Here is a 24,985-nt window from a genome sequence, read left to right as displayed (position 1 = left end):
AGGTTCACCTCAACACCTGTTCTAACTGGGTAAGCAGTTTTTCATTCTGTTCGCTGAGTTTAACAGCCACCCGTATATAATACGGAGAAAGACCGGGATAATTGGAGCAATCACGAATCAGAATATTCCTTTCAGCCATAGCCTGGCACACCCTGGCAGCAGTCTGCTGTATCCGGATAAGTATGTAGTTAACGGCAGGCGGCAAAGGCGTGGTTCCCGGTATAGCTTTCAGGCCTGTATATAAAACATCCTTTTCATAATGTACAATCTCCCTGCTTCTCCCCTGATATTCCTGGTCTGATAACGCTGCCACACCGGCGGCTTGCGCCAGGGAATTGACATTCCACGGATCTTTGGCAGCATGCAGCCTGGCCGTCAAAGCCGGCTGGGTAAGGGCAAACCCCAGCCGCAGGCCAGGGATGGCATAAAATTTTGTAAGGGAATGCAGTATTACCAGATTATCATATTGTTTAAGCAACGGCCGGCAGGTATATTCCCGGTCGCCCGGGATGAAGTCCATAAAAGACTCATCGACAACTACGATTGTACCGGACTGAGCGGCAGCAAATAAAATCTGTTCCAGTTGGCCGACTGTCAACAGCGTGCCTGTGGGGTTATTGGGATTGCCAATAAACACCATATCTATGCTTGTTAAGCGCCGGGAGAGCCCAGCTACATCCAGCGTAAAGTTATTCGCCGGCGACAAATATGCGTATTCAATCCCAGCCCCGGCGGCCCGGGCGGCCCGTTCATATTCGCTGAAAGCAGGCGCCGGGATCAGCACTCTTTGGGGACGCAGGGTATGTGTCAGCACATAAAGTAATTCAACAGCACCGTTGCCGGCAGTAATACATTCGGCGTTAACCTGATAATAGCTGCTGATTGCGGCCTTAAGCATTACCGCCCCGGCATCAGGATAATGAATAACCTCACCGACAGCTTTGCTGATTGCGGCCCGAACACCAGGAGCTAAACCCAGCGGATTTATATTAGCGCTATAATCCAGCACAACCGCCGGCTCACGGCCATGTTCCCGCGCCCAGGCGTATACATTACCGCCATGACCAAAACAGGCGGCTTGGTTGTCAGCGCTCATTGCCATCATCTCCTGTTATAATAAGTCCGCCGGCAATCAGGCGAACCGTCTTTAAATAAGCAACCTCCGGACAAAGCTGACATATTTCTTTGATACAGGCTTCATGCCCCGACATTGCGTCAGCGCTAAACATGACCCCCAGCACGGTCCCGCTGTGAGCGGCACAGACACCGATAGCACCGAAATGATTACTGGCCGTTATCATTGGTTCCAGACAGGGCTTATACAAAATCTGTTGGTTAGCCACAGCACTCAAAGTGGCTCCCTGGCCGATAAGCCGGGCATCACCGGTTTTTAACCCCTGGGCCACTAACGCAACGGCTTTCATTACTTGCGGCTCTTTAGCCCTGTTTAAAGCAGCCAAATCCGCGCGGTGGTTAAAAACCAGGGTGTCAATCTGGCCACCGGCATCAAAAACGGCAATGTGGATAGGGGGCGGCTGGCCCAGGCAGCGGCGGATCTGTCCCTGTACATGATCAAACATAATAATCCCGGGATAAAATACACCGTCGGTGGGTTCTATGGTTAAGGCAATATCGGCAATCTCATCACAGGTGAGCGTTGTTGCGGCCGCAGCCAGCGCCGCCGCCTGACAGGCAGCACTGATATCGGCACTGCTGGAAGCCATGCCTTTGCCTACCGGCAAATCAGATTCAACCTTCAAACCAATGGCTGCCGGTACTCTCAGATATTCCAAAGTCTTGCATACAGCTGCCGCAGTCTTGGGCCGGACCTCGGCCATACTGCCGCCGCTAACGGTGGTAACCTCCGAATACCAGTCGACCGGACAGGTAATCAAAAAATTAACCCCGTTTATTGTGCCCTGTACCAGCTCACCGCATGAGCCAGGCGCTTTAACTTTAATTGTCATACAAAGGTCTGCCTTTCAGTGATTGAATCTTACTTCTTCTAGATGACAAATACGAGCAAAGCCATCAACTCGGTCAGATAGGTGACAGCACCATAGGTATCCCCGGTTAAGCCACCTAAAACACCGGCAAAATAACGGGCCGACAAAACACCGGCCAGTACGCCCGCACCGGCACTGACTGCTGCCGTAAGTCCCAGCGGCAGCACAATCACAAGCGCGGCAATTACGGCAATAAGTAAGGTGCTGCGGCCAGCGTACTGGGCAAAGGCTTTCCCCATACCGTCGGGCCGCGCATAAGGGAAAGATGTGATACTGATCACCATGGCCAAACGCCCTGCTACCGGCATAACCAACAGCGCCGAGGTAAGCATGGCCGGAGTCATATCAACAATAAGCGAGTATTTTAGCAGCAGCAACAAGCCGAAGGCCACCACACCATTGGCACCAACCCGGCTGTCTTTCATTATTTCCAGCATTCGCTCCCGCGGCCGCCCTGAAAATACACCGTCAGCAGTATCCATAAAACCATCACAATGCAAACCGCCTGTCAGCACAATCTCAGCCAAAATAATAACGGCGGCCAATACATGCGCCGGCAGAAACTGACTCAGGGCATAATTGATTACAGCCAGAATCAAGCCGATAATCGCACCAATCAGCGTGAAATACTTTACACTGCGGCCGAAGCTGTCCGGCGACCAGTCGGTCTGCTCTATCACCCGGATGCGGGTAAGAAATTGTAATCCGGTAAAAAAATCGTTCAAGCGCAATTCCTCCACAGTGATGGCCGCCTTAGCTAAGCCACAACCGACTTTACGGCAATAGCCCCGGCAATAAACAGCATTGTCACCAGATACATAATGCGAATCGTCTGCTCAATATGTACAGCCTGGAGTTCTTGTTTAGCTTCCCCCATATAAGCCCGCAAGGAGGCTGCCCCGCCATAATAGTTGAGTCCTCCCAGCCGGACGCCCAGCGCTCCGGCCACAGCGGCCTCGGCGAAACCGCTGTTAGGGCTGGGATGCTTGCCGGCATCCCGCTTAATCGCCTGCCAGGCACCGCCGGCATCGTATCTAAGCAGCGCGGCAGCGATCACAATTAATAGGCCGGTAAGCCTGGCCGGTATGTAATTAAAGACATCATCAATCCGCGCCGCTGTCATGCCAAAATCCCGGTATTTTTCATTTTTATAGCCCACCATGGAGTCCATGGTGTTGACTGCCCGGTATAGGCAGGCCAGGGGGACGCCGCCGATCAATGCATAAAACAGCGGTGATATAATACCGTCGACAATATTCTCAGCCACAGTTTCTACAGTAGCGCGGGTGACCTCGGCGGTATTCAGTCCACCGGTATCCCGCCCCACAATCCAGCCCACCTTAAAGCGGGCCTGTTCCATGTCGCCGTGGTGTAAATAACCGGCTATTTCCCGACCGGCTTCCGCCAGGCTGCGGGGCGTTATGGCAAAAGACAGGAGCACAGCGCCGCCGGCATAAACAGCCCAGGGATGGAGGTAAGCTAAAGCAGCCATTGCCAGCCAGGCGATTGCGTAGACCACGGTCAGCACCCCCAGGACAAGGACAGCACCGGCCAGCCGCTTGCAGCCGGGCGAATGGCGGGTATTCAGTAGCCGGCCCTCCAGCCAGGCTATAAAGCTGCCGATCAGAACTACCGGATGCAGGGATGTGCGCGGATCGCCAACAAAACGGTCGATAACCACAGCCCCTAACGCCACGTACTCTGTCATACCTACTTACCGGTTGGCTGGTTCATAATTTGGTGAACTAGGTCCATATTCAAATGCTGGCGGACAACAGCAGCCAGCCGGTCGTAGGCAGCAGCTTTGCGGGCCTCGGTATTCTGCGTAATTCCAAGCGGCGCCAGCCCTTTGCGGACTCTCAGCGCATCAAGCACAGCCCGGCGATAGGCATCATTATCAAAAACGCCATGCATATAGGTACCCATAACCAGGCCATCGGCCGAAACGGCGCCATCAGGCATCGCGACCTGCTCACCCGACCTGGTAACAATGGTAAAAGCAGCGTCAACAGGGGTCATAAACTGGGTCCGCCCCATATGTATTTCATAGCCGGTCAGATTGTCACCGGTATAGCCAATGCCCAGGAAACGGTGATTGGCTGCCGCGGCCTTGACCTGATGGGTAACCTTATCAGCCGCAAAAACAGTAATACTGTCAATAAGACCCAGGCCCATAACTGTATCGAAATCTGATTCAGTATGGTCGGGGTCCTGCACCTCCCGCCCCAGCATCTGGTAGCCGCCGCAGATGCCGACAACAGGGGTACCGCTTTTAACCAGCCTGACCAGTTCCTGTTCATAGCCATTGTGCCGGAGATATAATAAATCCTCGGTCGTATTCTTGCTGCCCGGCAGGATGATAAGATCAGGCTTGCCAATCGCTTCTCCCTGACGCACATATCTGACGTGCGCATCACTTTCATTCCCGAGGGCATCAAAATCGGTAAAATTTGATATTTTCGGCAGACGCAATACGGCAATATCAATTTCACCGCTTGTAGCTGACTGCTGTTTATCCTCCAGTGATACCGAGTCCTCATCATCAATACCCAGCCGGTCAAGATGGGGAATAACGCCCAGTACCGGCTTACCGGTCTTGCTTTCCAGGAAATCCAGTGCCGGTTGCAGCAAATTAATATCGCCCCGGAATTTATTAATAATAATTCCCTTGACCAGATCACGCTCATCAGGGTCTAATAACTCCAGCGTCCCGACAACTGACGCCAGGGCCCCGCCCCTGTCGATATCAGCAATCAGGAGCACCGGCGCCTGCGCCAGTTTGGCAATACGCATATTGACAATATCGTTGGCTTTAAGGTTAACCTCTGCCGGCCCGCCGGCCCCTTCAATTACGATAACGTCAAAGTCGCGGTGCAGCCGCTGCAGACATTCGCTTACAACCCCCAGGGCCGTAAGGCTGTAGCCGGAATGATATTCCTGGGCCGACATATTGCCGACAGGCTTGCCCATGACAATGACCTGCGAACAGGAGTTACCGGTAGGTTTTAATAATACCGGGTTCATATCCACATTAGGTTCCAAACCTGCGGCCTCGGCCTGGGCCACCTGCGCCCGGCCCATCTCGCCGCCCGTTTTTGTCACATAAGAGTTAAGGGCCATATTCTGCGACTTAAATGGCGTTACCCGCTGACCATCCTGTTTAAATATCCGGCATAATGCCGTTGCTAAAATACTTTTGCCAACATGAGAACTGGTGCCCTGCAACATGATCGCTTTAGCCATTAAACCCAACCTCCCCCAGACCAACAGCTATCTTCTTTAACTCAACAGCCAGACCGCTGACTACCAAATAAGCCTCGTCGGCCTGGCCGGCAATTTTTTGATTGACAAGTCCGGTCACATCCCGGTATTCACGGGCCAGCGCATTATCAGGCACAATCCCGAACCCGACTTCATTACTGACAAAAATGACATCTGCGTGCTCCTGCTTAGCACTGGCCAGCAAGGTGTCAATCGCCCCCAGCACAGACTGGCAGCGTTCTTCCCGGTTAGCCGGCGCCGCCGGCGCCAGCAGCAGATTACTTGTGTAGAGGGTCAGACAATCGAACAATACGGCGTCCGCCTGCCGGACAGCCTGGGCCATAGCCAATTCAGCCCTGTATGGTGCTTCAAATGTCGTCCAGCCTGCCGGACGGCGGCGTTGATGAACAGCCACCCGTTCTTTCATTTCCTCATCATAGATCTGGGCAGTGGCAATATAAGCCACCTGCCGGTTGCCTTGAGCAGCATAGCGTTCGGCAAAGGTGCTTTTGCCGCTGCGGGCGCCACCGGTCACTAAAATAATTTTACCGGCCATATTTCTTACCTCCCTGACTGCGTAAGCGGTACCGCGAGCACTGTTCAACAAACCGTTCGGCCGCCTGCCGGTTGCCGGCAAAATGCATGTGCAAATAGGAGGCTACTACGTTATCGGCGGCATAGCCGCCATGATAGACAGCCCCTGTCCTCATTTTTTTAAACGCAAACGCCCAGGGAAACTCCCCGGCAGCGTTATCTGGCAGCATGCGGGAAAAATGAAACTCGTGGCCGCGCAAAGTCTCCCCGGTTTCACACAATACACTGTTATTGAGGGCGGTTGCTTCCACATAGCCTACTGTTTCCAGCTTAGGCTGCATCTGGCAGACGGCCGGAATCACGCCGGCCATATCATAAGCGCGGCCGTCAAAATCTATAATCTGCCGGGCCAGATACATCAGGCCGCCGCACTCGGCATAGACAGGCAGGCCGCGCCCTGCCGCCTGTAATATATCATTGCGCATCAGGCTGTTGGCCGACAATTCTTTGACAAACATTTCGGGAAATCCCCCCCCCAGCACAATTCCGTCCACAGCCGGCAAGCGGCTGTCTGTAAGGGGGCTGAAGGGAATTATTTCTGCCCCAAACGCCGCCAGGATTTCAAGACTGGAGGGATAGTAAAAGGTAAACACCTTGTCCCGGGCCACACCGATCCGGGCTTTAATTACCGGCTGTTTAACCGGTGGCAGTGAGCGGACCGGGAGTGGGCCGGTGGCATTAGCCAGGGCCAGCAGATCATCCAGCGCCACTTGCCGGGCGACCTGGCGGCCCATCTCCGCCACAGCAGCAGCCGCCTCATGTTCAGTCACCGGTGTAAGACCCAGGTGACGCTCAGGCATGGTCAGTTCATTATTACGAAAAACGGCCCCAATGACGGGAATGCCCACTTTGCCAAGGGCCTCACAGACCATGAGCCGGTGGGTTTCCGAGCCCAGCCGGTTAATAATCACACCAGCCAGATTAACCTCCGGGTCATACATTTTAAAACCTAAGGCAATAGCAGCAGCACTTTCCCCCATTGATTTAGCATCAATAACCAATACCACCGGTGCATTCAGCATTTTAGCAATGGCCGCCGTGCTGCTGACACCGGCGCGCCCGCCGTCATACAGCCCCATAACGCCTTCGATAACGGCAATATCATTACCGGCCGCCGTACTGGCAAAGATCTCCGCCAGACAGTCCGGCGGCACCAGCCAGGTATCAAGGTTATGTGCGCTTTTGCCGCTGGCCAGCCGGTGAAATCCCGGATCGATATAGTCAGGGCCGACTTTATAGGACTGCACCTTAAGGCCCCGTCCGGCTAAAGCCGCCAGCATGCCGGTAACAATTGTTGTTTTGCCTGCACCACTGCTAACCCCGGCAATAACCACCCGGGGAATATGCACTTGGCCCATATCAACATCCTCCTAATTATGCGCTGCCGCTATTCTCCGCCGCAAAAGCCTAGCGGCCCAACATGTACATAACAGCATTGACAGAAGCGGCCGCAATCGGACTGCCCCCCTTGTTGCCCAGTACAGTGATAAAGGGGACAGACGTGGTGGTATACAGCAACTCTTTGGACTCCGCCGCGCCGACAAAACCAACAGGCACACCAATGATCAGCGCCGGTTTAATCTTCTCTTCTTTAACCATTTTTAACACTTCAAACAAGGCTGTCGGTGCATTGCCAATCGCCACAATCGCCCCGTTAAGCTGAGCGCCGAATTTACGCATCGCGGCCATTGACCGGGTAATCCCCGCCGCTTTCGCCTCTGCAGCCACCGCCGGATCAGCCACCAGACAGTAGGCCTGCCCTCCCAGTTCGGCCAGCCGGCGTTTGTTAATCCCGGTACGCACCATTTCAACGTCACAGTAAATATCACAACCGGCCTTCAGGGCCTGCAAACCGGCGGCTATAGCCTCAGGATGAACTTTTATAATGTTGGCATAGTCCGGATCCCCGGCAGCATGAATAATACGTGAAAAAACCTTAGTGGTTTGTTCGTCTAAGTCAAACCCTGCCAGATAAGGGGCAATAATCTCCATACTGCGTTTTTCAATGGCCAGCGGGTCTTTTATGAATTCCATGATATTACCTCCAGCACCATATTAATTACTTCTTGCCGGGTCAGACACAGGTTTTTATACGCAACAGCCGGGCGGCCAATTACAATAACCGGCAGATTCAATTCTACCGCTGCCGAAATCTTAGTATCGGCACCGCCGATGCTGCCGCTGTTTTTGGTTATGATTACCTCAGTTGCATATTCTTTAAACATCGCCACATTAAAACAATGGGAAAAAGGCCCCTGCATGGCAACAATGTCACCAGGATTAAACCCCAGTTCAATACACTCGGCAATTACCTCCGGTTGCGGCAGAACCCGCGCAATCAGCCGGCAGGAGGCCAATAACGGCTCATTTTTAAATAGTCCAAGGGTGCGGCTGCCGGTGGTCAGAAAAATCACCCGGCCTAGTCCGGCGGCAATTATAGCGGCTTCGCCGGCATTACCGGCTGTATATAACCGGCTGTAATCGGCCGGCACACTTACCTCAGCCCGTTCATACCTGATATATTGAATACCGGTGGCTTCACAGGCCGCCATTGCATTTATCGAACCATTAACCGCATAAGGATGACTGGCATCCACAAGTACCTTGATGGCCCGGGCACCGATAAGCTGCTTCATGTCTTCCAGGGCCAGTTGTCCGACAAGAACACTAAGACCTGGAGCTTCAGCCAGATTGCGGCCGTAATCACTGATTACCGATACAACAACCGGATAACCCATTGCCGTCAGCTTCGCTGCCAGTTCCCGGCCGTCAAGAGTTCCGGCCAGCACCAGAATCACAGCCGGTAGCCCCGGGGGGTAATCATTTTCCCATCAGCTACATAAGTCTGGCTGTTGCCAATCAGCACCAGGGAAAACATATCAATATGCTCATTCGTAAAACCGTCGAGAGTTGACAGCGTCATATCCTCTTTGTCTCTGGTTGCATGATGCACAATGCCGACAGGGGTATTCGGACCACGATGCTGCAGCGTAATTTCGCGCACTGCCTCAATTTGACTTGTTCGCCTGATGCTTTTAGGATTATAGATCGCAATAACAAAGTCACCGGCTGCCGCCATGGCAATGCGTTTTTCAATAACCTCCCACGGTGTCAGCAGATCACTCAGGCTAATAACAGCAAAATCATGCATTAATGGCGCCCCCAGAACGGCGGCGGCGGCACTGACGGCACTGATACCAGGTACCACGACAACCTCCGGCTGCAGTGTGGCAGGATACTTGCCAACAAGCTCCAGCACCAGACCGGCCATGCCATAGACACCAGGGTCGCCGCTGGAGATTACGGCCACCTGTTTGCCGCTCATAGCCTGCTCTACCGCCGCCTGGCAGCGGTCAATTTCCTGCATCATCCCGGTACCGATCGTAGCTTTGCCTGCCAGCAAATCCTGGATCAGGTGTAAATAGGTGTCATAGCCGACAATTACCTCAGCAGTTTCAACCGCCTGACGGGCCCGGGGTGTCATATCAATTAAACTGCCCGGCCCTATTCCCACCACCGATATTTTACCGGTGCAATGGCAACAGTTACCTTGTGATACTTGGTTTTCGGCAACAGCAGGTTGCTGCTCTGTCCTGTTAGAATTGCTGCTGGTTCGCATACATTTCCCACTCCTATCGTTTCATTAACAAAATCAGATAATGCTAGTTTATTTTGTTCAATACATTGTGCCAGCTGTTCATTGTTGAAAAATTCAATCGGCACATCCAGCTGCTCGGCTGCTGCCAATAACCCGATTTCATGCTCTTTGACAATCGTGCTGCCAATAACGGCGACACTCTTAATACTACGGCCAATCTCGCTGCACGCCTGTTTGATCGCGGCCAGGACCTCCCCGCCGGTAGCGCCGCGGCGGCAGCCCACACCAACGGCCAGGCTGGCCGGGCGCAGATAGAGATGAGGCTTGTCAACAGCAAGCTGCCTGTCAGTGATAATCACCGCCGCATCATAGCCAGCCTTACAGGCCAGCTCATCAAGACCGGCCAGTTCAACCCCCTGCTTCGCCGCCAAATCAAGATAATGCTGGTACCCGGTTAAGGCTTTGTCAATCAAAAATACGACCCGGTCACCATTAACGATTGCCGAATTAATGGTTTTTAAAGCGGAAAAAGGCTCGATCTCCAGTTCAAGCTTAACTGCCAGCACATCAGCAGCCGGCAGGCTGGCAATATCGGTAGCGGTGGTAATAACGGCGGTTGCACCGGCGGCCGCCGCTATCAGCCGGGTTAAATCGTTCGCACCGCCAATATGACCTGATAACAGACTAATGACAAAGTTGCCGCCATCATCCATAACCACGACAGCCGGATCAATCCGTTTGTCCTGGACGAACGGGGCAATAACCCGCACAACAATACCTGTCGCCATGATAAAGATAAACCCTTCGTACCGGGGAAATATTTCATGAACCAAATCACTTAAGGACTGATAGGAGTGCGGTGAATTGATCGGATTACGCCCGGCCTTAACATATAAATCAACATCAGATCCCAGGCATGGCGCTAAACGACCGGCCAGTTCGGCCCCTTTATTAGTCACAGAAATGACTGCTAGCTTCACAACCTACCGCCCCTCCTGTGCCGGCCTGAACATATGGCCAAATTCAGGAGCATACAAGCGGGACAAAGCATAATCGGTATGTAAAACCTTACCCACAACAATCATGGCCGTACGGTCAATACCGCTCTCCCGGGCAACTTGCGCAATCGTGGCCAAAGTGCCGCGAAAGATTTTCTGATCAGGCCAGGAAGCCTTCTGGACGATAGCCACAGGCGTTTCGCAGGCATAACCGCCGTCGACAAGCTCTTTAACCACATCATCCAGCATATGAACACTCAAAAAGATACACATCGTTGCTTCATGGCTGGCCAGGGCCGCTAATTTCTCTTTTTCCGGAACAGGTGTACGGCCCTCCAGGCGGGTAATAATCACCGTTTGTGAGACATCGGGCAGGGTATATTCCTGTTTTAAGGCCGCCGCTGTGGCCAGGAAGGAACTCACCCCCGGTATAACCTCAAAGGTAATATTTTGGGCCGCCAGCGCATCCATTTGTTCCTGGATGGCGCCATAGATGCTGGGGTCACCGGTATGAAGCCTGACCACCAGCTTGTTGTCCTTAACCCCCGCCGTCATCACGGCAATAACTTCAGCCAGGGTCATGGAAGCGCTATTATAAATCACAGCCCCATTTTTGGCCAACGATAACAGCGCCGGGTTTACCAGCGAACCGGCATAGATAATAATATCCGCCTGACCTAAAAGACGCTGCCCTTTCACGGTTATGAGCTCAGGGTCGCCCGGTCCGGCTCCTACAAAAAATACATTCATTTCACTTGTGCTCCCTTCTTCTTCCCTGTTCATTGCTTCGACAGCTACCCGTTTTTACCACAGGCAATTATATAAATCGGATTAAGTGCTTTAAACATATTGCTGGCACCAGCCTGCTGGAGACGGGTAACCTGAATACAGCAGGCTTCAACATTGTACTCAGTCCGTTGCCGCATGCTGCCAAGGGCAGCTGCTAACGTCTCCACCGTAACCGCCGTTATAATTATTCTGCCGCCCGGCTTAAGCAAACGGTCGGCACCGCTGAGAATCTCAGGCAGCCTGCCGCCGCTGCCGCCAATTAAAATTACGTCAGCCGCCGGCAGCCCGGCCAGCGCTTCCGGGGCAGCACCTAATATGACTTCAACATTGGCAGCCTGAAATTTAGCGGCATTAACCTTAATTAGATCAACACCTTCCGGTTCCCGCTCAATGGCAATTACCCGGCCCCGGCTGGCCAGCAAAGCCGCCTCGACTGACAAAGAGCCGGTACCGGCACCAATGTCAATAACAGTATCAGCAGCACCAATCCCCGCTTTCGCCAGGGTCAATATCCTGATTTCCTGCTTGGTCATCGGGATACCGCCCCGGATAAACTCGCTGTCGGGAATTCCCAGCTTATGGTTCATGCCTTCACCACCATTACACTATGTTCAAAACCGGGTGTAGCCACCGTCTCGGCTAAAGTCAGCGCCGCTACCTCTTCATTATCATAAGACAAATTGGTGCACAGCCAGACACACGCCGTTTCCGGCCACCCCTGCGCTAACAAAATGCGGGCAATATGGCCAGGATTATGCTGAGGATCGGTTAAAATACCCAGTTTATAGCCCGGCCTGAATTTAAGCAGCTCATCAGCCGCCTTGCGGCCATGCATACTAAGCAAGGCCGCATCCTGCCAGACTTCGGCAAGACGGGCAAACGCCAGCTGCACCGAGCTGATGCCGGGGATAACCCGGATACGCGCAGGCGCGAACCGGCTCCTGAGCGCAGTCAGCATACTGTAAAACCCGGGATCTCCCGACACCAGCACAATTACATCCTGACAAGTAAGCTGCTGCCCGATAAAGTCAAGCACGCCCTGAATATCTTTATCTATAATCCGGCTAACCTGGTTGGCTGAGCCAAATGTGTCAAGCGCCCGCTGACTGCCCACCAAAACCTTCGCCCCGGCAATAATCCGGCTCGCGATAGGCAGCACATAATCAGGCGAACCAGGGCCAATGCCCACAACTACTATCTGATGTTCCATCCTAAATGGCCTCCAATTTCCCTGGCTGTCTGATCAAGCCCCAGTATCTCGCCCTTCAGTGTGACAATCACTGTCCCCACGGCCAAATCGCCGAACACATACCGCTCGGCCCGGGCACTGGCCCGCTCAGCCAACACCTTGTACACAGCCGTCATATCATAACGGGCAATAATCGGCATGACAGCCTCGGTCGTAGTGGAGGCCAAAACCTCCTCAACTGCGGCCTGAGGCGCGCCGCCGGCGGCCAGATAGGCGGCCAGCGTTTCCAGTCTGGCGTCAGCCATCCGGTTATGGGTATGAAATATGCCAGCCGATACTTTGACTATTTTTCCGAGATGACCGAATAAAAGCACCCGGCGCATGCCATATTTAACGGCATGCTCCAGCATATGCCCGATAAAGTTGCTGGTCTGAACAACAGCGGCGGCCGGGATACCATAGCGGTTGATTGCGATATCCTGGCCAATTTTTCCCGGGGCAAATACGATCTCATTATATCCCAAGGCCTGTACCACACTGATTTGCGGCACAAGCGAATTCTTAAACGCTTCTTCTGACATCGGTTCAACAATACCGGTAGTGCCGATAATGGATAAACCGCCAACAATCCCGAGGATTGGATTCAGCGTTCTGGTAGCCAGTTTTTCCCCGCCGGGTACAGAGATCGTCACGACCGCGCCCATGCCCGGCGGCAGGCACTCCTCAACAGCCCGGCTAATCATAGCCCGCGGCCCGGGATTCACCGCCGGCTCACCCACAGGCATCGCTAGCCCCGGCTTGGTCACTGTCCCGACTCCTTCACCGGCTTTAATCATTACGCCTGGCTCACCGCTTATCATAATTTCAGCTACAATTTTTACCCCGTTGGTAATATCCGGGTCATCACCGGCGTCTTTAATAACCCAGGCCGTACCACCGCCGGCAATTGCATAGCTGCCGGCCACTGGCGCTACCAGCGCCACCCCCTGCGGTGAAATTACCTCAACTGCGGCCACAGGCTGCCCTTTCCAGGCCATTATCGCAGCTTTAGCGGCGGCAGCCGCACAGGTTCCTGTAGTAATCCCCTTGCGCATCGGTTTGTCAGACAATAAAAAACCCCCTTGAGCAGGGGGTAAATACCAAACAAGATTTTTTTTGCCTGATTATTGTACCCACACCTGCCTATCTTCCGTAGGTCCCAGTACTTCATCTTTTTAAAACCGTGGAATCGTTTGCACGGGCCTTGCATATCGGCCATAGGTAAGGCGGCGACAACGCAGCAGGGCGGGAAAAGCTGCGCAAACTATCCTTGGTTTTGAGGGAGATGAAATATAGCGGCATGTGCCGGAACAGGCAGGTCTTCTGACTCTGGTTCATCGCGACCTTAGTAGTCCACCAAGCCCAAGCTAGACTTGACGGACTACTCGCCTTCCCGGTTTCCCAGTGGCACAAATTAAGCAGCATCCCCAATACAGTGGCGGGACCGTGCCGGTATTGCACCGGACTTCCCTATTAAGCGTGAAGCACCCGTTCCCTACACCTATCAAATTATTATTTTAGATTAATTCCCTATTGTTAAGTATTTTTCCTGCCGGTCGGTCGAATAATTATGAATTTTAATAGTTAGCCTCTTAATTACAAAAATTATGCAATTTTTTGCGAATTCAAACAGGATTTTTTTATACTAATGCGGAATGTTACACTGGTCAGACCATCATACCAAATATTTAATCTTAATTATGGGGGAGTGGAGAGTTTGAAAAAAGTGAGTGAGCATTGGCAACCAGCGCTTACAGCCTATGCCGACGGCTTCAGCCTGTTCTCAGAGTTTGAAGCAAGAGCCAAAAATGCAGCCGCTGAGGTTTTCCGGGTCAAAACAGCGGCCGACGCTACTGAAGTCGTTACCAGCCTTGTAAAGTACACTAATGCCCGCAAGATTGTAGCTGTTAACAGCCCGCTGCAGCAGGCAGCCGGCATCAATGCCGCCCTGGCCGGACTTGGTGTTGCTCTGTACACCGACCAGGCCGACATTGCCGAGCATGCGGAGAGCGCTGACATTGGCATCTCGGCGGTGGAATTTGCCATCGCTGAATCAGGCAGCGTCTGCCAGGATGCCATGGCCTTTGAAAGCCGCCTGGTCTCCATGCTGCCTCCTGTTCATGTTGTTTTTATGAACAGTGGTCATGTTGTGCCTGGCGTAACGGAAGCCATGGAGGTAATCTCCAGGGTATATGACCGTGGTTATATTAGTTTCATTACCGGTCCCAGCCGCACTGCCGACATTGAACGCGTGCTGACAATCGGCGTACATGGTCCCAGCCGTTTTATCATTATTGCCGTTGATGAAGAAGTTAACGGAGGTAATTATTAATGAATACGAACAACCGGAATATAAAAAATGAAATAGAAGAGAAACTGAACGATGATGTATTGCGCGGCGCCTTAGGCCGTTTTGCCGAGGCCTACCCCGTCTCCCGGGCCAAGGCTTATGAGAATGTAGCCGATGTCGAAGCCCTCCGTGAGCAGGTCCGGCAAATGAAGATGGGGACTGTTGCCGACATTGACAACCTGGCTGCTAAATTTGAAGCCGAAGCAACCAGCCGCGGCGCCAAAGTATTCCGGGCCCATGATGGTGAGGCCCTGAAAAAATATCTTATCAATCTCTGTCAGGAAAAAAACGTAAAGCGGATTGTCAAATCCAAATCCATGGCCTCCGAGGAGATTCACCTTAACCATGACCTGGAGGCGGCCGGACTGCATGTAAAGGAAACCGACCTGGGCGAGTGGATTATCTCCCTGGCCGGCCACAAGCCCTCCCATATGGTCATGCCGGCCATCCATTTAAACCGGGAGCAGATTGCCGATTATTTTTCCCGGGAACTGAAACAGGAAATTCCCACTGATATTCCCTTTATGGTCCAGGCAGCCCGTACAGCCCTCAGAAGTGAATTCCTTCAGGCCGATATGGGCATTTCCGGGGCAAACTTCGGCATCGCCGAAAATGGGGCTATCGGCCTGGTAACCAATGAAGGCAATGCCCGCCTGGTAACTACCCTGCCCCGTATTCATGTTGTTATCATTGGTTATGAAAAGCTGATCCCCACAATCAAAGACGCCGCACCAATCCTGCGCACCCTGCCGCGCAACGCCACCGGCCAGTTGATGACCAGCTATATGACCATGACTTCAGGCGTTACCCCGGTAATGGTTAAACAGGCTGGCAAATGGGTTGAACAGGAAAAGGAGCTTCATATAATCCTTTTTGATAATGGCCGCTTAAAAGCAGCCCGTGATGACAAATTCAAAGAAATCTACCAATGCGTCCGCTGTGCCTCGTGCCTGAACGTTTGTCCTGTATATACGCTGGTAGGCGGCCATGTGTACGGTCACATTTATGCCGGCGGCATCGGCGCCATCCTGACGGCCTTCCTCAACAGCATGGGGGACTTTGAAAAAATCAATGAGTTATGTATCGGCTGCCGCAAATGTGTCGAGATATGCCCCGGCAAGATTGACATCCCCCATCTCATCGAGGAGCTCCGGGCTAAAGCCGTCCGGGAACATGGGCTGCCGTTCGGCGTTAAAGCGGTATTTGAGAACGTCCTCGCCAACCGCAAGGTTTTTCACACCCTGCTGCGCCTGGCCGCCATTGGGCAGAAACCCTTCCAGTCCGGCCGCTTAATCCGCCATCTGCCTCTGTTTCTGGCCGGCATGGCCAAAGACCGCAGCCTGCCGGCGGTCGCTGATTCTCCCTTCCGTGACCGGGTGGCCAAAGTAACAAAAACAATAGATAAACCGGCCAAACGGATTGCTTTTTTCAGCGGCTGCAACATTGATTTTATTTTTCCGGAAACCGGTGAAGCCGTGTATAAGGTGCTCCAGAACCTGAACATGGAGATTGTGTTTCCCGAGGAGCAAAGCTGCTGCGGTAAACCGGTCCTGGGTATGGGCGACCGGGAAACAGCCAAACGAATTGCCCGCAAGAACATTGAGGTCTTTGAAGCAGCCAATGCCGACACCATTCTCTCGGCCTGCCCGACCTGTGCCGAGACCTGGCATCAAACCTATGCCGAATTATTTGCCGATGAGCCGGAATGGCAGGTACGGGCTGAGAAAATCGGCCATAAAGTCTGTGAGTTCACCAGCTTTGTCGCCGGGGAATACCAAAAAGCCGGCCGGTTAACGAAAACAGCCGGTCATAAAAAAGTGACCTACCATGACTCGTGCCATATGAAACGGGGGCTCGGTATTTACACTGAACCGCGGCAGCTGCTGGCAGCCGCCCCAGGCTATGAACTGGTGGAAATGAAAGACTGCGACAAATGCTGCGGCATGGCCGGCGCGTTCGGGGTCAAATACAGCGAGCTGTCAATGCCGATCCTTAAGCAAAAGCTTGCCAACATCAAGGCCAGTGACGCCGAGGTGATTGCCGTTGCCTGCCCGGCCTGCATGATGCAGATTCAGGGCGGCCTTGACAAACAGCTGCCGGCTGTAAAAATCAAGCATGTAGCAGAAGTCTTAGCTGAGAATGTAAAGGATTAAAAGGTTATCTTCTGAGCCCACCACAAAAAGGAGTCTTCCCCCAGGAAGGCTCCTTACTTGCTTAATCCAATCCTATAAAGTTGACGGCTACACCGGCTCCCTCACGCGGCTCGGACCGCCGCTGCCAGCCACTAATACAGCGGCGGCTTACCTACCAGTATATATAGTTCCCGGTCGCCTTTTCCTTAATCCAGACCGGCAAAGGACACCAGGGAAATACTGCTGCTCCTAAAGCAGTCAGCAAGCCGCGGGCTGGTTACTGCGGCTAATTCCTGCTGCCAGTGATAATCCCAGGAAAAAACAGGATTTAATATCTCATTATCCAGGCCGGGGTGAAGCATAATCTCACTGCTGCCGCCAGGCAAACTGTTAATGATTTTCATAAACAATCTCTCTTCCATGCTGCCGCCGGCCAGCATGCCGAAAAAATGGTCAGGGACAGCCAGGCGCGCGCGCCGGGCCTTCAGCCGGGCCAGACCGGCCAAAATACTGAGACCGGAACGGCCGATGAACCGGCCGGCAGAGGGCCGGAAGCCCCCGAAAAAAAGCAGGGGTTCAGCCGGAATCCGTAGCGCCCGGATATTAAACTCCCTGGCAATATCAATAACAATATCAATGATGCCGGGTACAATATGCAGATGCTGATGACTGTCAAGATGGGTGACCTGAATGCCGGCCGCCAGCACCTTTTTCACCTGCGCCGCAAGCTCCCGGCGCACATCCTCCGGACGGATGGCGGCCGCGCAGAACTTCCGTAAAAATAGCGGGTACTTAGTATAAAGCAGCCCTTCCCGGTCAATCAGGGTGGGTATTTGCTCCGGTTTAGCGGCCGGGTACCCGCCAACCAGGGTAAGATGGACGCCGACCCCCAGTGACCGGCAGCCGGCTGCTAATGCCGCCGCATGGAAAAAGGCCGGCCCGCCGGCCATAAGGGTGGTGCTTGTTATACAACCCTTAGTATGACCGGCGATAATACCAAGATTAATATTCTCATGCAAACCAAAGTCATCGGCGTTGATAATTAATTTTTTCATAACACCCTCAAAGGTAATTATTACCTCAAGCCCAATCACAGGTGGGCAAAAAATCCTGGTATGACTTGCTAACCAATTTCTGATACTATTATTGGCCACACGGCCAAATAAAAAAACAAGGAGGTCATCGCATTATGCAAAACAAACAAAACAAACAAGCCGAAAGCAAACAGCAATATGGCACTCTGACAGCTAAACTGGATGCCAACAACGACTACGCCAGCAGCACTGCCGGGACTTCTGCTACCGGCTCGGCAACCTCGGCCGATACGAACCAATTGGGTAAACTGGCTAAACAGTCGCAAGCCGGCAGCGCCACATCGGCTGCAACCAGTTCCAAAAGCCAAAAGGCCAATCAGACCTTAACGGCAAAATATGATGCCAACGGCGACTACAGCGCCGAATAACAAAATAAAGCAAGGGCGGCGCCGGACTATTTCACTGAATAGTCCGGCGCCGGTTCGTTTACAGGCTCAGCAAAGCTAACGCTTCTGTCGCTTTTATCTGCTGACCGTCTCAGTATGGGCAGCATAGGCGCTGTGGTTGTGAATGGATTCATAGTTCTCACATTCCACTTCAAACCACTGCACGCTGTCAATCTGGCGCAAAGCAAGGACTAAATCGCGGAGCACATCTTCGACAAACTTGGGATTTTCATAGGCTTTTTCAGTGACATATTTTTCATCAGCCCGCTTTAACAGCGGATATACCTGACAACTGCCTTGCTGCTCCATCAGGCTGGCCAGATCTTCAATCCAGATAAACCGGCCATGCTGGTGCTTAATCTTCACCCGCATAATGCCCCGCTGATTATGCGCCCCGTATTGAGAGATTTCCTTACTGCAGGGACATAACGAGGTAAAAGGCACAGTAATGCCAAACATAAAGTCCAGATGATCACACCTGGCCAGACTGCCGGAAAACATACAGTCATAATCCAGCATACTTTTGAAACCGCTTACCGGCGCAGTTTTTTCAATAAAATATTTAAAATGAATATCAATATGCGCTCGCTGCGCCTGTAATCGATCAATCGTGTCTGTCAGCATATATTCAATTTCTTTATAAGATACCGGTTTCTGACTCCAGTCGCTGAGAATTTCAATAAACCGGCTCATATGTGTGCCTTTAAACTCCTGGGGCAGATCAACCGTAAGCTTAATTTTTGCCAGTACTGTCTGAAATGAACCGCCCTTGGTCTTGATTAAAAACGGTAAGTGAACGTCACTGACCCCGACCTTTTGAATAGCGATACCGCGCTCATCGCAGCTGTTTTGAACATCTTTAATGCTGTTGCGTCCCTGAGCTGTTTGCTTCATTTTATTCACTCCTAGTACGATACAAAATAGGGTCAGCCAGACCGGCCCCGGCAAAGCCTTTAAGGCGCAGGAGGCAGCTGTCGCACTGGCCGCAAGCCTCATCCCCCCCCTGATAACAGCTTGTTGTCAGATGAAGCGGCGCACTCAGCCTGTTCCCTAACAGCACAATATCACGTTTGGTCAATTTTATCAGTGGTGTCTCAATGCTGGTTTTTCGGCCATCCTCGGTAGCCGCTTTGGTAGAATAGTCGGCCAGTTGCTGAAATAAGGCGATGAACTCCGGCCGGCAGTCCGGATAGCCTGAATAATCAAGCGCGTTGACACCGATGTAGACCCGGTCAGCCCCGGTTACCTCGGCATAGCCGAGAGCATAGCTTAAAAAAATCAGATTTCTGGCAGGTACATAGGTGACAGGTACCCCGGTGGCGTTGATGTTGCCCGCAGGCACAGCCAGGCTGGTGTCTGTCAGCGCACTGCCGCCAATCGCCTCCATATTGGTCTCGATCACTAAATGACGGTCAACCTGATAATGCCGGGCCACACTGGCTGCTGCCGCCAGCTCCCGGCTATGACGCTGGTGATAGTTAAAACTGATTGGCAACAGCTCATAGCCTTCACTGTTGGCGACAGCCATACATACAGTCGAATCCAAGCCGCCTGAGAGTAGCACAACTGCCTTTTTGTTCATAAGCGCTCCCCTTATCCTGTGTTATTTACCTTACGCCCTGATAACATTAACAATGCTTAAACTCTTATTACGTTCCAAATCAATATATTCCTGGTCCTCGGTGACAACAACCGGCCTGGAAGCCATAAACTGACCCAGATAAATAACCTCGGCCTGCCGGCCATCGCTTAACTCAACGATATTGCCGACAAAGTAGTCGCGCACATTATTTAAGAACACAGTGCCGATAGCCGGGTCAAGTTTGTTGAACATTTCGTCGACAATAACCTCGACAACCGCAAAGGGTGAAATTTTGCGATGATAAACCCGGTCGGAGGTCATAGCGTCATAAATGTCGGCAATCGCAATAATTCTGGCAAATTTGTGAATTTTATCACCTGAAACCGTTAAAGGATAGCCGCTGCCGTCAAATCGTTCATGATGCTGAAGAACCCCGTAAATAACGCCTTGGGGCGCATTGGGGGTATTGCGGAGCAGTTGATAGCCTCTGATCGTGTGCAGATGCATAATCTCCATTTCTTCAGGGGTAAGTTTGCCGGGCTTATTTAATATCTCCAAGGGAATCTGGGTTTTGCCCACATCATGCAGCAACCCGGCCAGCACCAGGTCCTGCAATTCCTGGCCGGCATACCCGAGCCACTTGCCTAATACGCCGCAAATAACAGCAACATTGACAGAGTGGTGAAAAGTATAGTCATCCTGCCGGCGTACCATATGCATATGATTAATTACGCCGGTTGCATTAATAAGTGGGTCAATACTATTGTTCACTAATTCACACAGAGTGGCCAGCGGCACTTCTGTAAAAAAACGCAGCTTGGCGAAAGAGTTCTTTAGTAAGTTTACCGTATGATCATAGTCAGCATAAAACTTTTTTTGCAAAACTGTTTCGGGAATAGATAAATCAATACCCATTGCCGGTGAACATTCTTTGATAAATACGGTGCTGATATCCCAGAATTTTAAGCCTGCAATCATGCTCTCGGAAAGAATTGTACCTTCACTGAGCATTACTTTGTCGTCATGGGTCAGCACCAGGCGTCCAAGTTCCATGCCGGCCACAACGGCGCTAATGGGATATGGTTTAATCCGGTACTTGCTATTCACCCTCATCCCTCCCGCCCTGCTGACGTTCTGTTGCCCATTAGCGAAAAAAAAAGTTACAATAATAACAATAATTTTACATTATTTCGATTTTTCCTGCTAAGAGGTTTCCTTATATCTGCTCAAAAGTCTTAAAATGAACCTTGCAAACCTGAGGTAGGGCATCTTTTCCATACCTGGCAGCAAACTCACGGGCCACAGGCACCACCTGGACTGCTCCCTTGGGGAAGCTCATACCATAGCGGGCGGCAAGCACCGCCATACTTGCCAGAAAGCGGTCCCGGGCCAAAATGGAAGCCGCGGCCACAGCGACATTGCGTTCGGCTTTATGCATCTGCACCAGCGTAATCGTCCGGCCTTTTTCCAGGAGTTCAGCCTGGATAAACCGTTCATGGGCAAATTGATCGGCTAAGGCAAATTTGGCAGGTTCCCTGGTCAGCAGGCTTTCGAGTGCCTGGGCATGGGAGAACGCCAAAAGATGATTCAGATTTTGGCCGGCATTGCAAAACTGACTGTAAGTGGCATTATACTCAGCAGGCATCCAGGCCAATTCAACAAATTTCCCGCTGCATTCCTCCCGGATCCGTGCTGCAAGGGTCCGGTTTTTTTCATCTGACAGGGCCTTACTGTCCTTAACGCCGGCCGCAGCAAGCCTGGCGGCCGACTGATCGTCAACCAGCACCGCCGCTATAACCAGCGGGCCAAAAAAATCTCCTTTGCCGGATTCATCCAGACCGATCCACTTATGATCAAAATCCCTGACAGCTTCAAAACCAGGCGGCCGGCCGCTTGGCGCTGAAGGTTTGTCAGCGCCGGCCGCAGGGACAACAGGTATCTGACCCTGCGTAATGGCGGTTACGGTTTCCTTAAGGGGGGACTGGGAGCCCCCCACAACAATACTAATGCCTTTTTTGCCGCTATATATATTGACAGTTACGGCGTTCTCGCCATCTGCGACTTTTAGCTGCCGGCCATAGTTGATCGCCTTGGCGGCCGTTATTTTAAGACCGGCCCGGGCAAAACGTTCAGACAAAACGGCCAGCCTTGCCTCTAATAGTTCCATATACATACCTTTAGCAAAATGACATCGCTTCTTTGAGAGCCAGGTGCTGGATTACTTTAAGCGGCATTCCCATTTCCTCGGCCATGCGGCGGCAATCCTCGTACTCAGGGGCTACATTACATATTTTACCCCGAAATGAACTGATTTTTACCTTAATATCCCCCCAGGGCAGTCCCACCATAATAAACTCACGGTTGGCAATAGCTCTGGTGACAGGATAGAACCGCATCCCGATGGAGGTAGTCTCTTCTAAAATAATTTCAGCAATCCCGGACTGGCACTCCTCTGGCAGCAAGACCGACAATTTCGTCGCCGGCCGCCCTTTTTTCATAATAATGGGTGCCAGCCAGACGTCAAGTGCGCCGCCGGCAAAAAGCTTGTCCATGATATAGCTGTATAATTCCGGGTTTTGGTCGTCAATATTAGCTTCGACCACCAGGTAGGCTTTATCTTCCTGCCCCTCGAACCGTCCCGGTACAGCGTCTGCCGGCATTTCTCCCAGATATACCCGTAAAACATTGGGAATATCCAGCTCCCAGGTACCGGCGCCATAACCGACCTGGCTGCTGATAAAGCTGTCAGGCATAGGCCCGTAACCGCTGCTGAGTGTGGCTACCACTGCCGCCCCGGTCGGTGTTACCAGTTCTTTGGCAATATCCCCCTGGTAGAAGGGAATCCCCCGCAGCAATTCAGCCGTAGCCGGTGCCGGCACCGGTAGCAGACCATGGGCGCATTTGACAAACCCACTGCCAACATGCAGCCGGGAGGCATAAATCTGTTCAACGCCCAAATAATCCAAGGCCCAGGCAATGCCAACAATATCAACAATTGAATCAACAGCGCCAACCTCGTGGAAATGGATTTCATTAACCGGAACACTGTGCACCTTGGCCTCCGCCTCAGCCAGGCGGGTGAAAATCTGGTTGCTCTTGACTTTTACAGCCGTCGCCAGAGCCGATTCTTCAATTATACCGGCTATTGCCGCCAGATTCCGGTGGTGATGCCCGGCATCAGCAGCTTTCACATCCAGATATACAGCACTGATACCACCTTTATCGACCCTTGTTATTGACAGTTCATAGCCGGTTATCGGCAATTTTGCCAGTTCTGCCCGGAGCAGTTCCTCCGGCACCCCGATATCGAGCAGTGCCCCGAGCAGCATATTACCGCTGATACCGGCAAAACAGTCCAGATACATAGTTTTATAATTTGCGGACATAACTCTTACATCACCTCATATGATTAATAATACTTGCCAGCCGGCCTGCACCAAAGCCATTATCAATATTGACAACCCCGATTCCGGCCGCACAGCTGTTAAGCATGCTCAGCAATGCGGACAGACCGCCAAAATTAGCGCCATAACCGATACTTGTCGGTACAGCAATAACCGGCTTCGCGGCCATACCGCCGACCACACTGACCAAAGCCCCCTCCATACCGGCCACAACAATCAGAACATTCGCATCTTCAATCAGCTTTCGCTGGTCAAGGAGACGATGGATGCCGGCCACACCGACGTCATATACCCGTCTAACCACATTGCCCATCATCTCGGCCGTGACAGCGGCTTCTTCAGCGACAGGAATATCACTCGTCCCGGCACTCATGACTAAAATCACCCGGTCCTGATCCGCCGGCGGCGGCTGGCGCTCAATCGCAATTAATCTGGCCAGTTCATGATATTTGGCATCAGGCATGGAATTTTTTACGGCCTCATACATCTCCGGGGTAGCCCTTGTCGCTAAAATATTGCGATTATAGGCAGCCAGCCTGTCCATAATGGCAAGTACCTGCGCCACAGTTTTCCCCTGACAAAAAACAACTTCGGCAAATCCCTGCCGTAACAGCCGGTGATGATCAAGTTTAGCAAATTCCAAATCTTCATAAGGCAATATTTTTAGTTTTTCCAGTGCTTCATCCAGTGAAAGACCACCTGCCTTAAACTCTTTAAGCAGGCTGCTAACATAATTAATATCCACTTCGCCACCCCGTCCTGCGTTCATTTCGATTGCTTTTGAAATTTAAAATCAAGCGTAACATATGTAAACCCAGGTTTTTTATACCTAAACCGGCACTATCGCTGCCACCGGGTCTTAAAACAGCCCGGACCCCTCCAGAACCATTATGCTGAAAAATGTCTCTTTTTGCATAATAACACCTCTGAGCCGGCTTGGCAATAATGTTAGCCATTTACTGCCCCGGAAACCATAAGCCTGTCAATATACTCGCAACATAAAGACATAATGTCCTGTACTGTCAGGCATTATGTCTTTATAAAGAATTCAATATTTACCGTCAAAATCCTGTTTGGGGTTTTAATTCTGTAATTGGAGAGCCGGATGAGAACTTTTCAGCAATACTTCCAGGGTCTCAATAATTTTGAGTTGCGTTTCCTCCATTAATAACATGCCATGATTTAACAGCAGCACTTGCGGGTTTAACCGGATTTGCGTCTCACGGACAGCCATTTCCAAATGCCCGATAGCGATCTCCATTTGTTCGGCGGCAGCCAGTACCTGACTGTCAAGCAATCGCTCCAGGAGTATATAATGGTAACTTTGCACCAGCTGCGCAGCCTGACTGTAGCCCTCGCTATTATAGTGATAACGGGCAAATTGCGAAAAGTGACTGACAAACCCGGAAAACTCATGGTTAGTGGCCAGCGTCATATCAGACACTGCACTGTAGATTAATTTGTTCACCTCATAAATATAGTTGTTTTGCACTCTCATTAATGCCAGCAGGTTATTAAGTTCCTCCGTCTGGTTAAAAAACAATGGCATCACCCCCAAGGCGG

At 52.0% G+C, this 24,985-nt stretch carries 26 protein-coding genes and 1 riboswitch; of the genes, 3 read left to right on the top strand and 23 right to left on the bottom strand.

The window, feature by feature from the left end; all coding sequences use genetic code 11:
• Nucleotides 1-4: 4 nt before the first annotated feature.
• Genes cobD through cbiD form a run of 15 tightly spaced genes read right to left on the bottom strand, consistent with a single transcriptional unit; the run spans nucleotide 5 to nucleotide 13,529 of the window.
• Nucleotides 5-1,096, bottom strand: a complete 1,092-nt coding sequence (gene cobD, locus SPTER_RS08355; protein WP_144349986.1) for a threonine-phosphate decarboxylase CobD — start codon at nucleotides 1,094-1,096, stop codon at nucleotides 5-7.
• Nucleotides 1,086-1,967: a GHMP family kinase ATP-binding protein gene (locus SPTER_RS08350; protein ID WP_144349985.1), complete on the bottom strand. Its 882-nt coding sequence runs from the start codon at nucleotides 1,965-1,967 to the stop codon at nucleotides 1,086-1,088. Before SPTER_RS08350 ends, cobD begins: the two co-directional genes overlap by 11 nt.
• A gap of 38 nt (nucleotides 1,968-2,005) precedes the next feature.
• Nucleotides 2,006-2,731: an adenosylcobinamide-GDP ribazoletransferase gene (gene cobS, locus SPTER_RS08345; protein ID WP_144349984.1), complete on the bottom strand. Its 726-nt coding sequence runs from the start codon at nucleotides 2,729-2,731 to the stop codon at nucleotides 2,006-2,008.
• A gap of 32 nt (nucleotides 2,732-2,763) precedes the next feature.
• Nucleotides 2,764-3,714 (bottom strand): adenosylcobinamide-phosphate synthase CbiB, encoded by a 951-nt coding sequence (gene cbiB, locus SPTER_RS08340; protein ID WP_144349983.1) that lies wholly within the window; start codon nucleotides 3,712-3,714, stop codon nucleotides 2,764-2,766.
• 2 nt (nucleotides 3,715-3,716) lie between these two features.
• Nucleotides 3,717-5,249: a cobyric acid synthase gene (locus tag SPTER_RS08335; RefSeq protein ID WP_144349982.1), complete on the bottom strand. Its 1,533-nt coding sequence runs from the start codon at nucleotides 5,247-5,249 to the stop codon at nucleotides 3,717-3,719.
• Entirely contained in the window at nucleotides 5,242-5,823 is a 582-nt protein-coding gene (cobU, locus tag SPTER_RS08330) for a bifunctional adenosylcobinamide kinase/adenosylcobinamide-phosphate guanylyltransferase (protein WP_144349981.1), read from the bottom strand. Before cobU ends, SPTER_RS08335 begins: the two co-directional genes overlap by 8 nt.
• Entirely contained in the window at nucleotides 5,813-7,219 is a 1,407-nt protein-coding gene (locus SPTER_RS08325) for a cobyrinic acid a,c-diamide synthase CobB (protein WP_144349980.1), read from the bottom strand. The genes cobU and SPTER_RS08325 overlap by 11 nt, the downstream gene beginning before the upstream one ends.
• A 49-nt stretch (nucleotides 7,220-7,268) precedes the next feature.
• Nucleotides 7,269-7,895 carry a precorrin-8X methylmutase gene (locus SPTER_RS08320; protein WP_144349979.1) on the bottom strand — a complete coding sequence of 209 codons (627 nt, stop codon included), beginning with the start codon at nucleotides 7,893-7,895 and terminating at the stop codon, nucleotides 7,269-7,271.
• On the bottom strand, nucleotides 7,883-8,659 hold the full coding sequence (cobK, locus tag SPTER_RS08315; RefSeq protein WP_144349978.1) for a precorrin-6A reductase: 777 nt from the start codon (nucleotides 8,657-8,659) through the stop codon (nucleotides 7,883-7,885). The genes SPTER_RS08320 and cobK overlap by 13 nt, the downstream gene beginning before the upstream one ends.
• The gene (gene cobJ, locus SPTER_RS08310; RefSeq protein WP_246105608.1) at nucleotides 8,656-9,345 is read right to left on the bottom strand and encodes a precorrin-3B C(17)-methyltransferase; all 690 of its coding nucleotides are present in this window, start codon (nucleotides 9,343-9,345) and stop codon (nucleotides 8,656-8,658) included. Before cobJ ends, cobK begins: the two co-directional genes overlap by 4 nt.
• A gap of 20 nt (nucleotides 9,346-9,365) precedes the next feature.
• Nucleotides 9,366-10,439 carry a cobalt-precorrin 5A hydrolase gene (locus SPTER_RS08305; protein ID WP_144349976.1) on the bottom strand — a complete coding sequence of 358 codons (1,074 nt, stop codon included), beginning with the start codon at nucleotides 10,437-10,439 and terminating at the stop codon, nucleotides 9,366-9,368.
• A gap of 3 nt (nucleotides 10,440-10,442) precedes the next feature.
• A complete protein-coding gene (gene cobM / locus SPTER_RS08300) occupies nucleotides 10,443-11,207 on the bottom strand; it encodes a precorrin-4 C(11)-methyltransferase (protein ID WP_144349975.1) in 765 nt (254 codons plus the stop codon).
• Nucleotides 11,208-11,251: 44 nt separating this feature from the next.
• On the bottom strand, nucleotides 11,252-11,833 hold the full coding sequence (gene cbiT / locus SPTER_RS08295; RefSeq protein ID WP_144349974.1) for a precorrin-6Y C5,15-methyltransferase (decarboxylating) subunit CbiT: 582 nt from the start codon (nucleotides 11,831-11,833) through the stop codon (nucleotides 11,252-11,254).
• Nucleotides 11,830-12,456 (bottom strand): precorrin-6y C5,15-methyltransferase (decarboxylating) subunit CbiE, encoded by a 627-nt coding sequence (gene cbiE, locus SPTER_RS08290; protein ID WP_144349973.1) that lies wholly within the window; start codon nucleotides 12,454-12,456, stop codon nucleotides 11,830-11,832. Before cbiE ends, cbiT begins: the two co-directional genes overlap by 4 nt.
• Nucleotides 12,441-13,529 (bottom strand): cobalt-precorrin-5B (C(1))-methyltransferase CbiD, encoded by a 1,089-nt coding sequence (cbiD, locus tag SPTER_RS08285; protein ID WP_144352813.1) that lies wholly within the window; start codon nucleotides 13,527-13,529, stop codon nucleotides 12,441-12,443. The genes cbiE and cbiD overlap by 16 nt, the downstream gene beginning before the upstream one ends.
• A gap of 241 nt (nucleotides 13,530-13,770) precedes the next feature.
• Nucleotides 13,771-13,994: riboswitch (cobalamin riboswitch) on the bottom strand.
• 206 nt (nucleotides 13,995-14,200) lie between these two features.
• Between cbiD and SPTER_RS08280 the strand changes: the two genes are divergently transcribed.
• Together SPTER_RS08280 and ldhH are read left to right on the top strand one after the other, a co-directional pair.
• The gene (locus SPTER_RS08280) at nucleotides 14,201-14,806 is read left to right on the top strand and encodes a LutC/YkgG family protein (RefSeq protein ID WP_246105607.1); all 606 of its coding nucleotides are present in this window, start codon (nucleotides 14,201-14,203) and stop codon (nucleotides 14,804-14,806) included.
• The gene (gene ldhH / locus SPTER_RS08275; RefSeq protein WP_144349971.1) at nucleotides 14,806-16,977 is read left to right on the top strand and encodes an L-lactate dehydrogenase (quinone) large subunit LdhH; all 2,172 of its coding nucleotides are present in this window, start codon (nucleotides 14,806-14,808) and stop codon (nucleotides 16,975-16,977) included. The genes SPTER_RS08280 and ldhH overlap by 1 nt, the downstream gene beginning before the upstream one ends.
• A 185-nt stretch (nucleotides 16,978-17,162) precedes the next feature.
• Here ldhH and SPTER_RS08270 read toward each other — a convergent pair whose 3' ends face one another.
• A complete protein-coding gene (locus SPTER_RS08270; protein WP_144349970.1) occupies nucleotides 17,163-18,011 on the bottom strand; it encodes a ChbG/HpnK family deacetylase in 849 nt (282 codons plus the stop codon).
• 134 nt (nucleotides 18,012-18,145) lie between these two features.
• On the opposite strand from SPTER_RS08270, the gene SPTER_RS08265 reads away from it, so the two are divergent.
• The gene (locus SPTER_RS08265) at nucleotides 18,146-18,418 is read left to right on the top strand and encodes a hypothetical protein (protein WP_144349969.1); all 273 of its coding nucleotides are present in this window, start codon (nucleotides 18,146-18,148) and stop codon (nucleotides 18,416-18,418) included.
• Between the two features lie 93 nt (nucleotides 18,419-18,511).
• On the opposite strand, the gene folE2 is transcribed toward SPTER_RS08265, so the two are convergent.
• From folE2 to SPTER_RS08230, 7 genes are all read right to left on the bottom strand, one after another.
• Entirely contained in the window at nucleotides 18,512-19,300 is a 789-nt protein-coding gene (gene folE2, locus SPTER_RS08260) for a GTP cyclohydrolase FolE2 (protein ID WP_144352812.1), read from the bottom strand.
• Nucleotides 19,301-19,331: 31 nt separating this feature from the next.
• Nucleotides 19,332-20,018, bottom strand: a complete 687-nt coding sequence (gene queC / locus SPTER_RS08255; protein ID WP_144349968.1) for a 7-cyano-7-deazaguanine synthase QueC — start codon at nucleotides 20,016-20,018, stop codon at nucleotides 19,332-19,334.
• A 30-nt stretch (nucleotides 20,019-20,048) separates the two neighbouring features.
• Nucleotides 20,049-21,125: an HD-GYP domain-containing protein gene (locus tag SPTER_RS08250; RefSeq protein ID WP_170233210.1), complete on the bottom strand. Its 1,077-nt coding sequence runs from the start codon at nucleotides 21,123-21,125 to the stop codon at nucleotides 20,049-20,051.
• Between the two features lie 109 nt (nucleotides 21,126-21,234).
• On the bottom strand, nucleotides 21,235-22,185 hold the full coding sequence (rnhC, locus tag SPTER_RS08245; RefSeq protein ID WP_144349966.1) for a ribonuclease HIII: 951 nt from the start codon (nucleotides 22,183-22,185) through the stop codon (nucleotides 21,235-21,237).
• 10 nt (nucleotides 22,186-22,195) lie between these two features.
• Complete coding sequence (gene larC / locus SPTER_RS08240; protein WP_144349965.1) at nucleotides 22,196-23,404, bottom strand: nickel pincer cofactor biosynthesis protein LarC; 1,209 nt, start codon at nucleotides 23,402-23,404, stop codon at nucleotides 22,196-22,198.
• Between the two features lie 10 nt (nucleotides 23,405-23,414).
• Nucleotides 23,415-24,191: a nickel pincer cofactor biosynthesis protein LarB gene (larB, locus tag SPTER_RS08235; protein ID WP_246105532.1), complete on the bottom strand. Its 777-nt coding sequence runs from the start codon at nucleotides 24,189-24,191 to the stop codon at nucleotides 23,415-23,417.
• 312 nt (nucleotides 24,192-24,503) lie between these two features.
• Nucleotides 24,504-24,965: a hypothetical protein gene (locus tag SPTER_RS08230; RefSeq protein ID WP_144349964.1), complete on the bottom strand. Its 462-nt coding sequence runs from the start codon at nucleotides 24,963-24,965 to the stop codon at nucleotides 24,504-24,506.
• Between the last annotated feature and the right edge of the window lie 20 nt (nucleotides 24,966-24,985).

This window comes from Sporomusa termitida (assembly GCF_007641255.1).
Classification (GTDB): Bacteria; Bacillota; Negativicutes; order Sporomusales; family Sporomusaceae; genus Sporomusa; species Sporomusa termitida.
This window is presented reverse-complemented; position numbering and strand designations above follow the sequence as displayed.